Raw genomic sequence first — 12,653 nt, 5'->3', positions numbered from 1 at the left:
CATGGGGAGGCTATCGTCATAGTCGCTCAAGTAAAGGTAGAGGGCAATACCGATCTGCTTGTTGTTGCTGAGGCAGGCAGTCTTCTTTGCAGATTCCTTGGCCTGGGCAAAGACGGGGAACAGGATCGCCGCCAAAATCGCGATGATTGCGATCACAACGAGCAGTTCGATCAAAGTAAAGGCCCCGCGGCGTGAAATCACTGTTTGATTATACAATTGCCACCTAGTCGCGCATTTGGAAAACATCGATTTTCCCGCATATTCGCTGGCCGAGACTGCAATTAGTCTCTCCGGGCACCTCGGTTGTCGGCAAGACCTGGTTTGAGCCAAGCACCTGGGCTGCCCACCGGAACGGATTGACTGTGACACCTGACTTTGGGGGGCGGGCGCGGTATGCGATACAGATGCCAGTGCATTTCAGACCCGCTCGAGGATTGCGGTTGTTTGGATGAACAAAAGCACCGTCCTTGCGACTAGAATAGTTCCGTCATGACCCGTTGGCTTGCTTTGTCCGCCTTGCTGTTTGCCGTTGTCCCGGCGGCCCTAGCCCAGAATTTCCCGGGGACGGAGTTGAAAGCGTCGGTGCCCATCTCTCAATTGCCGGATGATTACTATCCTGTCAAAGTCAAGGAGCTGGGCGGGGAGATGAACGGGATGTCGATGGCCTCCATCATGACCCTGGCCATGATGGGCGCCATGACGGACGGCGAAGACTCGACGGCGGTCGCCACCGCCTATCAACTGATTTCCACGAGTTGGACGAATGGGTCTACGGTCAAGCTTTATGGCCAAGAACTGTTGGTGACTTACGTGTACGCCCCCACTCCGGGAACCACCACCGAAGGGATGGGCGAAATGAAGCCCGAGTCGCTTGTGATGACGTTGCGGCTTGTGAATCCGGCCAACATCTCGTCGATCGAGGCGGTACCGGGATTGGACCGGGCTTCGTTTGTCAAAGCGTTGGGGGAATTGGCAAATTCTGGTGGGGGGCAAGGGGTTTCGGCTGTCCCCGCGTCGGCCAAGACGACCAGCATGAGCAACATCAAGCAACTGGGAACGGCCACGATGATTTATTTGGCGGACTATGACGACGAATTCCCTTATGTCGAAAGTACGCCGTATTTCCAGAGCGTGGTCTACCCCTACTGCAAGAACCGCGAGATTTTCCGGACTTTGAATCCCAACGGCCCGGGAGATTTCCGCTACAACGTGGGGGTTGCCGGCCTGAATGCCACGGTCATTGAAGACATCACGGAAATGCCCCTGCTCTACGACCCCAAACCGTGGCCCGACGGAACTTATTTGGTTTGTTTCTGCGACAGCCATTGCGAGTTTGTCGACGCCGAAAAGTGGGAATATTTGAAAACCATCATGCGGCCAAAATTGCCGCGGTCTGGCAAGCCGGTGATTCCGCCGCTTTTGCCCCCAGACGGGATGAGATAGGACTATTCGTCGTCGGTAATTGAGCGGGGCCAGTCGTCTTTAAGCAACCGGGAGAGCGACCGGTCGGCTAACAGGCGTCCGCCGGTTTGACAAACGGCGCAGTAGTTGAACTCGCGTTCTGCATAGACCACCCGTTGGATCGGCTTGCCGCAGACCGGGCACGGTTCTTTGAATCTGCCGTGGGCGGCGTAATCGGGTCGGAAGGCCGTGACCTGGCCCGGGCCGGGGAATTTTTCGCCGCCATCAAATTCGGCGATTAGCCGATCCCGCCACTTGGTGAGAGTTTCGACCGTAGCCCGGTAGAGGGCATCCATTTCCGCTGGGCTCAGGCTTGATCCGAGCTTGAACGGGCTCAATTTGGCCGCATGGAGGATTTCATCGGAAAACGTGTTGCCGATCCCGGAAAATTGGAACGGGTTAGTCAGAGCCCGTTTCAGGGTGTGGTTCCCTTCGGCAACCACCCGGGCGAATTGCTCAGGCGTGCAGGCCAGGGGTTCAAGCCCGCCAGGATCCAGGGTTTGGGCTGATTCCCGATCAGGGAAAAGCCAGATGCCGGCGCGCTTTTTGGTGCTCGCCTCGGTGAGGAGGAGCGACCCTTCGCCGAACCGCCAGGAGGCGTGGGTGACTTTTCTTTGGATTGCCGCCACTGGGGCGGTCCAGCGGAAGCGGCCCGCCAACATCAAATGGATCACCATGGTGGCACCCCCTTCAAAACCGAAGGCAATCCTCTTGCCGATCCTCCATAGGTCGGTGATCGGGGTTCCGATCAGGTCGGCGGGCTTGGGCGTGACGGTTCGCAGAGCAAACGGGTTGTACGTTTTGAACTCGGAAAAGGACTGGCCGACTACCCTCGGCCTCAAGCAAGCGATGTAGAGCTCGATGTCCGGGAGTTCGGGCATTTCAGCCGTCGGCCCTGTCGATCACACAGCGGGCGCAGAGTTCGGCGAACTGGCATGTGTCTGGGTCGCAGAGGGTGAGACCGTGGCTGAGGTACTTGCGGGCCCCGTCGGAAAAGACGGTGGCCACGGTGTTGAACCGGTCTTGGAGTTTTTTGGCGGCAAGGAAGTTGGCCCCGCTGGAAATACCGACGTGCAGCCCATGTTCCCGGGCCAAGTATTTGGCGGCATCCAAGGCTTCGCAATCGGAGATGACGATGACTTCGTCGATCATGGGGTGGAGTCCCCCTTCGCCGTCTCCGGCAATGGCGGGGATGAACCCGTCGCCGATGCCGAAAATCCGGTGGGAACTGTTTTCCGGCCCCCCGGACATGACGGCCGCCTGTTTGGGCTCCACGGCGGCAAGGTGGATTTGGGGGTTGTCGCGCCTCAGCCGGTTGCCGACCCCGATGAGTGTGCCCCCCGTCCCTACCCCCGCCACAAAAGCGTCGATCTGCCCCGGCACTTGGGTGGCAAGCTCTTGGCCGGTGGTGCGCTCGTGGCATTCAACATTGAGGGGGTTGCTGAATTGGTCGGTGCAATACAGGCCAGGATTCTCGGCGGCCATCCGGTCGCGGATTTCGGCAGCTTCGGCAAAGCTGCCTTCTTGCGAACACAGGATGAGTTCGGCCCCGAATGAGCGGATGATTTGCTTGCGCTCTTCCGTCATGTGTTCGGGCATGACAATGGTCACGGGGAACCCATACTTTTGGCCGTAATAGGCGAGGGCGATGCCGGTGTTGCCGCTTGTGGCTTCAATCAGCCCCATCCCGGGCTTCAGGCACCCGGTTTCCATGCTCCTCGAGATGATGTAATGGGCAATGCGGTCTTTAATGCTGCCACACGGGTTGACCATTTCGACCTTGGCATAGATGCCGTCAACCTTGACGAGGGGCGTTGGCTCCCACCCGGGCAAATTGTCCATAGCAGGGATTATGGCTTTTGTCGGCTCAGCTTTTTCGCCTGACCATTTCAGCGATCCAAATAGGGGCATAGGGCGAGACGCAGCCCTTTGAGACCGGGTAGTCCCGGAACATCCCGAGTTGCTCGCCGAGTGCGATGGCTCGGTCGCGGTGCTCTGGTGACGTAATCCCGATTTCCGCGAGGCAATAGTTCATCGTCCATTGGGCGGGGGCGGGGGCCGTTGGCGCCTCGCGTTCGATCCGGTCGAGGAGGGCGGTGAGCGCACCCGGGTCGGTAAGTTTGGCGACCCCCCGGGTTGTGAGGCTCCACCCGGCCCGCCGGGCATAAGGGTTCGGGTCGGCCATCCATTGCTCGCGGAACCCTTCCGCGGCCGGGTGGTTTTTGACGATGTTGGTCATCAGCCAGTCCGCGGTTTGGTCGTTTCCGGCGTCTTTAACCATTTCATCGAGTTGCTCGGCCGAGATTTGTTTGGGCGTCATCACGAGCAGGCCAAGAAGTCGGGCATCGAGGTTGCCCGAATCCCAAAGTTGGAGGGCTAGGGTGTGGTCGGATTTGATTTCCTTAGCAAGGTTGCGGATATCGCCCAGTTTGACCCCGAATTGGTCACCTCCGGCCCCGTTGCGGATATTGAGTTTTTTGACTTTGTCGGACCCTAGGCTTTCCAGGCGGGCCATCGCTTCTTCGAACGTCATGGTGGTGAGGTTACTCCGATTCCAAGATCCTTTGGGCTAGTCGCAAAAAGTCGTGGGCGGCGGGGTTTTTGGATGGGTCGGGCGGTTGGTCGCCGCGCGGGCAGCCAGGCAACAGTGTTGTCACGAAACGGTCTCCGATGCGGGCGGCGAGGGGCAGTCGTTCAAATGTGCGGGTATCGAGCCGCGTGAGCAGGATTTCTGCGTCTTGGGGTAGGCAGCGGGGGTCGATGGCTTGGTCTGAGGCGACCAACGCAAGCCGGTCAAAGTCGTTTTGCCACCCGTGTTCGGCCCACGCGGGGTGTTGGTACTGCAGGCAGGCCTCGCGGAAGAACGGCCGGGAAAGCGTGGCCATGGGCGTGTGCGTGACGCTCAAATCAAACCGGTCGAGCGGAGTGGTGACATGGATCGGGAATTCCCGGACGGCGTCGCCAAACGAGAGTTCCAAGCGGTGCCGGCCAGCCGGGAGTTCGGCGGTGAAGGAGCCAACTTCGACAGTTTCGAGTGCCCTGACCCGGGTGGTCGCGCATTCCCCGCTACCAATGCCATCGATCTTCCACCTTAAGGTGGATTCGAGCTCAACGACACTGTGGACGGCTGCATGGAACCGGCAATTGCCAGCAAACCGGACGGTCGCGGGTTCAAAGCCCACCCGGTTTCCGCCATTGACCCAAGGCGGAGTCCGGCGCGGGAAGAGCAGAAGCGACGTATCGGCTGTCCATTGGCGCAGGGTTTGCACCGGATAGGCTGGCTCACCGCCGTCATCCCAAATCCCCGCGCTGGAAATCGGGGTGTGCCGGAGACCGGTGAGCACCCATCCATCGATCCAAGGCTGGAGGCGGGTGGCGTCAAAGGCGCGCTGGCGCATCCATATGGATTGGAGTTGCGAGTTGAGGGACAGTTCGTTGCCATGTCGCTTTAGCCATTCGCCGAGTTCCGAATCCCGGCATTTCGCGATGATGGCCGGCAGATCATGTTGCCACCTCACCCCCTGGTCGTTGAGTTGCGGATCCCCGCTGGCCCAATAAGGACAGTCATCCACCCATTGGTGGAGCGGGCGGAAGAGGTCGTAGTCGTTGAACTCCCCCAGCAGGGCCGGCATCGTGGGACGCGGTCCGGGAGCGAGGGAAGCCAATACGCCGGGGTAGTCCATTGGTTCGCAATAGGGGTGGAAATCTTCAAACGTGCCGAATTCATCCGGGTGGCCGCCATACATCTCTGCACCGCCCGAATTGTCTTTGACCAGCGGATGCCCCGTCAGAACTTGAATTTTCTCGACCAACCCTTTGCGCCATTGGGGGTCGATGCCCTCGCTGAGTTCACAACCGGCCGTCCATGCCAAAATGTTTGGGTGGTGCCGGTATTGGGCGACAATCCGCAAGCATTCCTCCTCCATTTGGTGGAGGCATGTTGCATCTGGGTTGGGTAGCCAGACCGGCAGTTCGATCCAAGCCCAGATCCCGCGCCGATGGAGTTCTTCCAGGTAATGGTGCGGTGGGAGCCAGAGGCAGAATTTGACTAGGTTGAAGCCAGCGTCCTGAATGTGGTCGGCCTCGGCCTGGACGGTTGCCAAGTCGGCATGGGGGTTGGTGGATTGGGGATACCAGCCCCAAGTCAAGATGCCCCGGGCATAAAACGGCTTGCCGTTGATATGGATCCTCCCGTTGTCCACGGTGACCCCGGTCGGGGCCGCATCTTTTTGCAGTTGGAACCCCGGCCCTACGAATTCGACCGGCCGGAACAGTCCGCCAAAGGTGTGGAAGACGTAGGGGATGAATCCGGAGGCGACATCCCTGACCGGGAACCGGCGGCCCCCATTTTTGGTGATCCGGACCTCGATTTCGACCTGTTGGTTAGCCCATGGGGTCAGATCGACGGTGAAGGCGTCCCAAATCCCCCGATGGTCGGCCACTGGTTCGCTCTCGACAAAGACTTCGGCCAGGTAGCTCGCCCCGTGGAAAAGGAGTATTGGTGTATCGGGATCCACCTTGGCTGTAGCCCGGTAAATTGCCGGCCCTTCCCACGTGATCGGCACCTGCAGGTGCCAAACATGGGGGAGTTCCACGGGGATCGCCCCGTTGCCGTAATCAACCGTCCACTGCAAGGGCATGGCATCGCCATTTTGACTGAGGTGGATCGGTATAGTGGCCGTGTGGAGGCAACGTGGCCCAAGTGGGGGGCGGTCGCCTTGGTGCTTTGCCTTGCCGGGTGCCAGCCCGCCGGGCAGCCTAAGACGGTGCTGCGGATCGCGGTTTGGAACGCCGTGGGGGACGACAGCGATTCGGCCCGGATCGAGCGGGAGGTGATCGAGGAGTTCGAACGCCTCCATCCCGGGGTGGAGGTTCAAATGGAGAACATCCCCGGTAGCCAAGAATATGTCCGCAAACTCCTCTTGAGTTTTGTGGCGGGGGCCGAACCCGATGTGATCCGCCTGGATGCCAGCAGCGCGGCGGTGTTCATCGAGAACGGCGTTCTACGGGATCTCTCGACCGACATTGCGGGCCCGGACGGAATCGACTTGGACGAGTTTTTCCCGAACACAGTGGAGATCGCCCGTCGCGGCGATGCCGTGTACGCGATTCCCGTCGATTTCACCCCGCTCGTCGTTTACTACAACAAGCGGCTGTTTGATGAAGCCGGGGTCGGCTACCCCAAGGCGGGATGGACGTGGGCCGAATTTTTGCGGTCTGCCAAGGCTTTGACCCGGGATGGCAAGTTCGGCTACACATTTGGGAATTGGATGCCGGGATGGCTGCCCTGGGTGTGGAACGGGGGCGGGGACGTGCTTGGTCCGGATGGCCGGGCGGTGGGGGTGGCGGATTCGCCAAAGACCGTTGCCGCCGTCGATTGGTTGCGCGATTTGATCGTCCGCCACCAAGTCGCGCCCTCGCTCAGCCAAATGGCGGCGGAGGGGGCGGCCCCTTTTGCAAATGCCGAGGCGGCGATGGAAACGAGCGGCCATTGGAACTTGACCGGGTTGGCCAACGCCCCAAAAATCAAACTGTCGGAAATCGGGGTCGCGCCGATCCCGGTGAAAGAGCCGGGCCAGAAGCCGGTGACCGTGATCTATGAATCTGGGTGGGCGATTGGCAAACATTGCCGGCAGCCAAGATTGGCCTGGGAATTTGTCAAGTACTACACCAGCCAGCCGGTCCAGCGGAAAGTGCAGTCCAGCGGCGTGGGGATCTGTGCGCGGAAAGACATCGCCCGCGAACGGGCCAACACCAATCTGGAAATGGAGTTCTTGAAAATCGTGCCGTCGGGCCGGATGCCATGGGGGGCCAGCATCGAAGGTTACGACTTTGTGGAATCAGAAGGGCAAAAGGCCATGGATGGGATCCTCAAAAGTGGCCGGGATACCCGGTCTGCCCTCCACGAATTCGCCGTGCGGGTGGACCGGCAATTGGGAAAGACATGAAGTCCCGGCGCACCGGTTGGCTCTTTGTGGCACCGGCCCTGATTCACCTGGCAGTTTTTGCGATCGGCCCCATCGCCTATGCCGTCATCCTGTCGTTTACCGATTGGAACATCTTGAAGGGTGGACCGAGGTTTGCCGGAACCGGCAATTTTGCCCGGATATTCGATGACGGCCAATTTTTGCGTTCGTTGATGAATAGCTTTGTTTACACGGCGGCGAGTGTCCCCTTGGGGATGGCGGTGGCGCTGGGGGTGGCCCTGTTGGTCTCGCAAAGGCTGAAGGGCATCACGTTTTTCCGGACGGTTTTTTATCTGCCGGCGGTTTGCAGCCAAGTCGCCATCGCCATGGTTTGGATTTACATTTACCTGCCCAAGAAAGGCCTGGTGAACGCGATCCTTGGTTGGATGGGGTTGCCGGACGGCACCGACTTTCTGAGTGCGCCGGGGTGGGCGATGGCGGCGTTGGTGTTCATGGGGATTTGGGTTGGCCTTGGTCCGCGGATGATCCTTTATGTCTCGGGATTGCTGAACATCCCGGAATCCTTTTACGAGGCCGCCCAGCTGGATGGCGCCAGTCCTTGGCAGCAGTTCTCGCGGGTGACTTTGCCGCTGCTGTCCCCAACGACGTTTTTTGTCGGGCTCACCGGGACGATCGGGGCCATGCAGGTGTTCACCCCGATTTACATGATGACCAAGGGCGGCCCGGAAGGGACGACGGACGTGGTGGGTTATCACATCTATTCGGCGGCTTGGGAGCGGTTCCAAATCGGTGAGGCCAGCGCGATGTCGGTGATTTTGTTCGGAGTGGTGTTGTTGCTTAGCCTCATTCCGATGCGGACGGTTTGGCGGCAGTCCGAGGGGGTGTTTTGATGCGCCGGGCGCTGGCATATGCGGCACTGATTGCATTGGCGGCATTCCTTGTTGCCCCCTTTGCCTGGATGGTCTTGGTCAGCTTGCATCCCACCAGGGCCCCGATCCCGGATTACGGCGAATTGATTCCCGCGCACGCCCAGTGGCAGAACTATTGGCTTGTGCTGACGAATTCGGAAGTGCCGGTGGCCCGGTTCGCGCTGAATTCGGTGTTCGTCGCCGTCTGTGTGGTGTCGGGGCAGTTGGTGGTATGTTCGTTGGCGGCTTATGGTTTGGCGCGGATCCGGTTCCCGGGCGCCGATGCCGTGTTTTTCCTCTTTGTCGCTTCGATGATGTTTGCCGGTGTTGTGACCCAGATCCCGGTTTATCTGTTGATGCGGGATCTGCACTGGTTGGACACCTATGCGGCATTGGTCGTGCCGGGGCTCTCCAGCGCTTTCAACGTGTTCTTGCTCCGCCAGTTCATGGTGGGGATCCCGCGCGAACTGGACGAGGCTTCCCAGATCGACGGGGCGGGACATTTGCGCATTTATGCCCAGGTCGTGATGCCTCTGTGCAAGCCCGCGCTGGCCACTGCGGCGGCGTTCACCTTCTTTGCCGTTTGGACAGATTTTTTCTGGCCGTTGCTGGCCACCAACTCCATGCGGATGCGAACCCTGGAAGTGGGTTTGTCAATTTTCAAGAACAGCTACGGGGCCACTAACTGGCCTCTGCAAATGGCCGCGGCCGTGGTCACACTCATGCCGATGGTCGTAGTGTTTGTTTTGGCCCAAAGATGGTTTGTGCGGGGCATCCAGATGAGCGGGATCAAGTGAGGCCCAAGAATCTGGTGGGACCGGGAAACGTTTTGGCAACAGATTGCGTTTAGCAGGGAGAGTCCCTGAAGGGGAGTAGCAACCCGGTGCGTCCGGGTGGTTGGATTCGTCATCACGCCCATTCGGGCCGGAGCCAACCGGCAAAAGCGAGACCTTCACTGCCTGGCAGTGGAGGTTTTTTGTTGCCGGGCAAGTGGTCTCAGTGGAGAAAACGATGACGTGCCCGAAATGCAACACGGAACTTTTGCTGGCCGAGCGCCAGCGGATTGAGATCGATTACTGCCCGCAGTGCCGGGGTGTTTGGCTCGACCGAGGGGAACTCGACAAAATCATCGAGCGGAACTTGGAAGCGGAGGCCCGCCCCCAACACCGGGACTGGGACGACGACGACCGCGGTTTTGACCGCAGCCGGCATCACAAGCCGGGCAAGAAGAAGGGCGGTCTGCTCGGGGAGTTGTTCGACTTCTGATGCTGATTGCCAACATCCCAATCTGGATTTGGGGATCCTTCCTTGGGTTTGTCGCCTTGATGTTGGCCCTTGACCTAGGGGTCTTTCACCGCAAGGCGCACAAGGTGGAAATGAAGGAGGCACTCGGCTGGACGGCTGTGTGGGTCGCCCTTGCTTTGGCTTTTAATGCCGGGATATTCATGGCTTGGGACAAGATCCAACCGGGGAGCGCACTTAGCAACCAGGAGGCTGGATTGGCCTTTTTGGCCGGCTTCTTGGTTGAAAAGGCTCTGAGCATCGACAACATCTTTGTGTTCGTGTTGGTGTTCGGCTATTTTGCGGTTCCCGACAAGTATCAGCACCGGGTGTTGTTCTGGGGGATTTTGGGGGCCCTGCTGTTCCGCGCGGTTTTCATTGCCGCCGGATCTGCCCTTTTGGAACGGTTCTTCTGGATGATGATCCTCTTCGGCGGGTTCCTGATCTTGACGGGGGTCAAGATGGCCCTGGCCAAAGACAAGAAAATCGACCCTGAAAAGAACCCGCTTGTCCGGGGATTGAGGCGGATTTTGCCGGTGACCGACGACTATGTCGGCCAGAAGTTCTTCACCCGGATCAACGGCAAGCTGTGGGCCACCCCTTTGTTCGTCGTGCTTTTGGTGATCGAGTTCACCGACGTCGTTTTTGCCGTTGATTCCATCCCAGCGATCTTTGCCATCACATCCGACCCGTTCTTGGTGTTCACGTCCAACGTGTTTGCCATCTTGGGTCTCCGCGCCTTGTTCTTTGCACTGGCGGGATTGATGCAGATGTTCAAGTTCTTGGGCTATGGCCTCGCGGCGATCCTGGTGTTTGTCGGGGGCAAGATGATCTATGGGTATTTGGAGAAAGCGGTGTTTGTCGATTGGCCCAAGTTCCCGGTTGTCTGGTCGCTGGCCATCATCGCGTCAATCCTGGCGGTTGCCATTGTGGCATCGGTCCGCCATGAGCGACGGCATCCATCTGTGGCTGCCTAAGGCGGTAAGTGAGGGATCCGGGTTGGGAAATTCCAGATGAGGGAGATCCCAATCCGGCTCCGCCGGTAACCTTTGCCGATGCTCCCCGCGCTCGTTGCGTTGCTGCCAGCCGAACTCCCCAAACTCGAACGATCGGGTCTGCATGGGTACATCAATGCGACTGCGGAAGAAACGCCGGATGGGTACGGCTTTGGAGTTAGCCTTTATTCTGCGGCTTGGCCGTTGACCGAAAAGCCCGTTTCTGGATTCCAAATCGGCTTGGCTTCGACCTGGATCCTGCCCGACAACCGTAATTTCAAAGAACCGCTTGTGCCAAAGGGGACGGTAGCGCGGGATTCCATGCCGGAACGTGGCCCCAGTTTTTGGACGGTCTTCCAGACCATAGAGGGTGGTTTAGGGTTTTGGGGAAGCAACCGCTATCTCGCCCCCACGGCCAAGTTCCGAATCAACGGCACGGTCGACGGCTACAACCACGAGCTATCGACCCCCGGCTGGGATTTTTATGGCCGCGCCCTGCCGGCAGAATGGATGGGGATTGTCCAACTCAGCCCCCATATGCTGATCCCTCCTGATGGGGTCACCCTTTCTCAAAGGACGAAGGGCGAGCTACTGGGCTACGCGTGGATGGCCCTGCCGCTGGTGGCCCCCCGGGAGGTTCCGGTCAAGACCGGCAACCAGTGCTGGACTCTCTTTTTCAACACCTCAAATTTCAGAGGTCCGGTGGCCTTCTATTTGCCAACGGCGTGGTCGAAGATGTCGGCCGGGTATGCGCCGGCCGTCGGGCGCGGTTTGGATGCGTTGCCCGGTTTTGCGGGGAGCGGGGCCATTGAAATCAACACGGTGCCAAAGTTTGTGGCCGATTCGGTGGCCGGCGACCGCTATGCCAAAATTCCCCAACTCCAGTTCCCGGCGGACAAGGACGGCAAGACCGTCCTCATCCACAATTTGACGGCCTATTCCAAGTCGGCCTTGTGGAACCAGGTGGAGGGCTGGATGGCCGGCGGCCCGATCCCGAGCGGCGCCTTCGACGGCAAAGGGGCGCGGATCCAAAAGCTCCGGGCCAATCCGATCAGGTTGGACATGGGGCCCCAGCAACCGGTCAGCAGGGTGGAGTCGTGGGTCGAATCGGCCTCTCTCGATCCCTACACTTTTGGCTTGCAATGGAAGCCGGGGACGTTTTCGCCGTGGGGGAAAGGGCTTTATCGGGCTGGATTCCCGGCGTATTTCCGCCGGACCGGTAATGGGTTCGAAGCCGTCAAGCAAGAGGCAGTTCCAGAAAATACCGGCCTTGGCGCGGTTATTTTTTCTTCACCCGATTTGACGCGGAGCTACCTTCCATCAGATGGCGGCCAAGGGGTTTGGGCTACTCCTGGTCCTGCCTCTCCCCCCATGCGGGCGACTTTGTCGGATGGGAGCGTGGTGACTTACAGCTGGTACCGGTTTGTGGATCAACCCGCGATGCAGAATTCTGGGCTGTCGGTAACCGAGAAGGCCGATTTACAACGACTGGTCGAGCAGATACACCGTCATTGGACTCCCGAAAAAAACTATATGGCGCCGCCATCGGCCGGGAAAATCGCGTCGCTTGACCCCGCGCTGTTGGTAAAGCCTCCGAAGGGATTGGAGGTCGGCTATGTGCCGGTCGCCATCAGGCAGGATCCATCGAAATGAGTGGTGGAGGCTAGGGGACTCGAACCCCTGACCCCCTGCATGCAAGGCAGGTGCTCTCCCAACTGAGCTAAGCCCCCACTCGGGCGAACGCATAAGATACCCGCCCAATTGGAGGGTCGGCCCGCCCACAGGGATTCATTAGGCCCGCCGGCGGTAAACTGCTTGTTCTCATCCGGGGATGTAGCTCAGCTGGGAGAGCGGTTCGTTCGCAACGAACAGGTCGTGGGTTCGAGCCCCATCATCTCCACCACTCTACAGATTTGACAAAAACGAGCCGTTTTTCCTCCTCCGGCTCTTCTTTCGGAAGCTCCGAAATCACGGTATTTAGCATCAAATCAAAGAACTCATGAAGCTCGACTTCGAGTTTTCCGTCCCTCCAAACCGAGTTCGAACACATGTATCCGACCAGTTCGTGCTTTTGGTTGGAA

Annotated in this window: 11 protein-coding genes, 2 tRNA genes and 1 pseudogene; 8 read left to right on the top strand and 6 right to left on the bottom strand. The window is 59.2% G+C overall.

Annotated elements, in window-relative coordinates:
• Nucleotides 1-6: 6 nt before the first annotated feature.
• Nucleotides 7-198: pseudogene (locus tag JNM28_00875) on the bottom strand (prepilin-type N-terminal cleavage/methylation domain-containing protein).
• A 291-nt stretch (nt 199-489) separates the two neighbouring features.
• On the opposite strand from JNM28_00875, the gene JNM28_00870 reads away from it, so the two are divergent.
• Nucleotides 490-1,443, top strand: a complete 954-nt coding sequence (locus tag JNM28_00870; GenBank protein MBL8066980.1) for a hypothetical protein — start codon at nt 490-492, stop codon at nt 1,441-1,443.
• Between the two features lie 2 nt (nt 1,444-1,445).
• On the opposite strand, the gene JNM28_00865 is transcribed toward JNM28_00870, so the two are convergent.
• The 4 genes from JNM28_00865 to JNM28_00850 are packed head-to-tail and all read right to left on the bottom strand — an operon-like array spanning nt 1,446 to nt 6,101.
• Complete coding sequence (locus JNM28_00865) at nt 1,446-2,342, bottom strand: formamidopyrimidine-DNA glycosylase (protein ID MBL8066979.1); 897 nt, start codon at nt 2,340-2,342, stop codon at nt 1,446-1,448.
• Between the two features lies 1 nt (nt 2,343).
• The gene (locus tag JNM28_00860) at nt 2,344-3,303 is read right to left on the bottom strand and encodes a cysteine synthase family protein (protein ID MBL8066978.1); all 960 of its coding nucleotides are present in this window, start codon (nt 3,301-3,303) and stop codon (nt 2,344-2,346) included.
• A gap of 25 nt (nt 3,304-3,328) precedes the next feature.
• Nucleotides 3,329-3,994 (bottom strand): DNA alkylation repair protein, encoded by a 666-nt coding sequence (locus tag JNM28_00855; protein ID MBL8066977.1) that lies wholly within the window; start codon nt 3,992-3,994, stop codon nt 3,329-3,331.
• 10 nt (nt 3,995-4,004) lie between these two features.
• Nucleotides 4,005-6,101 (bottom strand): hypothetical protein, encoded by a 2,097-nt coding sequence (locus JNM28_00850; protein ID MBL8066976.1) that lies wholly within the window; start codon nt 6,099-6,101, stop codon nt 4,005-4,007.
• Nucleotides 6,102-6,143: 42 nt separating this feature from the next.
• Between JNM28_00850 and JNM28_00845 the strand changes: the two genes are divergently transcribed.
• From JNM28_00845 to JNM28_00820, 6 genes are all read left to right on the top strand, one after another.
• On the top strand, nt 6,144-7,409 hold the full coding sequence (locus JNM28_00845) for a sugar ABC transporter substrate-binding protein (protein MBL8066975.1): 1,266 nt from the start codon (nt 6,144-6,146) through the stop codon (nt 7,407-7,409).
• Nucleotides 7,406-8,278: a sugar ABC transporter permease gene (locus tag JNM28_00840; GenBank protein ID MBL8066974.1), complete on the top strand. Its 873-nt coding sequence runs from the start codon at nt 7,406-7,408 to the stop codon at nt 8,276-8,278. Before JNM28_00845 ends, JNM28_00840 begins: the two co-directional genes overlap by 4 nt.
• Nucleotides 8,278-9,093: a carbohydrate ABC transporter permease gene (locus tag JNM28_00835; GenBank protein ID MBL8066973.1), complete on the top strand. Its 816-nt coding sequence runs from the start codon at nt 8,278-8,280 to the stop codon at nt 9,091-9,093. The genes JNM28_00840 and JNM28_00835 overlap by 1 nt, the downstream gene beginning before the upstream one ends.
• 214 nt (nt 9,094-9,307) lie before the next feature.
• A complete protein-coding gene (locus JNM28_00830) occupies nt 9,308-9,562 on the top strand; it encodes a zf-TFIIB domain-containing protein (protein MBL8066972.1) in 255 nt (84 codons plus the stop codon).
• Nucleotides 9,562-10,554 carry a TerC family protein gene (locus tag JNM28_00825; GenBank protein ID MBL8066971.1) on the top strand — a complete coding sequence of 331 codons (993 nt, stop codon included), beginning with the start codon at nt 9,562-9,564 and terminating at the stop codon, nt 10,552-10,554. Before JNM28_00830 ends, JNM28_00825 begins: the two co-directional genes overlap by 1 nt.
• Before the next feature lie 78 nt (nt 10,555-10,632).
• Nucleotides 10,633-12,225 carry a hypothetical protein gene (locus JNM28_00820; GenBank protein MBL8066970.1) on the top strand — a complete coding sequence of 531 codons (1,593 nt, stop codon included), beginning with the start codon at nt 10,633-10,635 and terminating at the stop codon, nt 12,223-12,225.
• 1 nt (nt 12,226) lies between these two features.
• Here JNM28_00820 and JNM28_00815 read toward each other — a convergent pair.
• Nucleotides 12,227-12,302 (bottom strand) — tRNA-Ala (locus JNM28_00815).
• Nucleotides 12,303-12,399: 97 nt separating this feature from the next.
• Here JNM28_00815 and JNM28_00810 point away from each other — a divergent pair.
• Nucleotides 12,400-12,475, top strand: a tRNA-Ala gene (locus JNM28_00810).
• Nucleotides 12,476-12,653 lie beyond the last annotated feature (178 nt).

The organism is Armatimonadota bacterium (genome assembly GCA_016789105.1).
Lineage (GTDB): Bacteria > Armatimonadota > Fimbriimonadia > Fimbriimonadales > Fimbriimonadaceae > UphvI-Ar2.
The sequence above is the reverse complement of the archived record's forward strand: the minus strand, read 5'-3'. Positions and strand labels throughout refer to the sequence as shown.

Bases quoted from the DNA above. Each gene is read 5' to 3' on its own strand.
- JNM28_00870 (MBL8066980.1), top strand. From the start codon at position 490: ATGACCCGTTGGCTTGCTTTGTCCGCCTTGCTGTTTGCCGTTGTCCCG.
- JNM28_00865 (MBL8066979.1), bottom strand. From the start codon at position 2,342: ATGCCCGAACTCCCGGACATCGAGCTCTACATCGCTTGCTTGAGGCCG.
- JNM28_00860 (MBL8066978.1), bottom strand. From the start codon at position 3,303: ATGGACAATTTGCCCGGGTGGGAGCCAACGCCCCTCGTCAAGGTTGAC.
- JNM28_00855 (MBL8066977.1), bottom strand. From the start codon at position 3,994: ATGACGTTCGAAGAAGCGATGGCCCGCCTGGAAAGCCTAGGGTCCGAC.
- JNM28_00850 (MBL8066976.1), bottom strand. From the start codon at position 6,101: ATGCCCTTGCAGTGGACGGTTGATTACGGCAACGGGGCGATCCCCGTG.
- JNM28_00840 (MBL8066974.1), top strand. From the start codon at position 7,406: ATGAAGTCCCGGCGCACCGGTTGGCTCTTTGTGGCACCGGCCCTGATT.
- JNM28_00835 (MBL8066973.1), top strand. From the start codon at position 8,278: ATGCGCCGGGCGCTGGCATATGCGGCACTGATTGCATTGGCGGCATTC.
- JNM28_00830 (MBL8066972.1), top strand. From the start codon at position 9,308: ATGACGTGCCCGAAATGCAACACGGAACTTTTGCTGGCCGAGCGCCAG.
- JNM28_00825 (MBL8066971.1), top strand. From the start codon at position 9,562: ATGCTGATTGCCAACATCCCAATCTGGATTTGGGGATCCTTCCTTGGG.
- JNM28_00820 (MBL8066970.1), top strand. From the start codon at position 10,633: ATGCTCCCCGCGCTCGTTGCGTTGCTGCCAGCCGAACTCCCCAAACTC.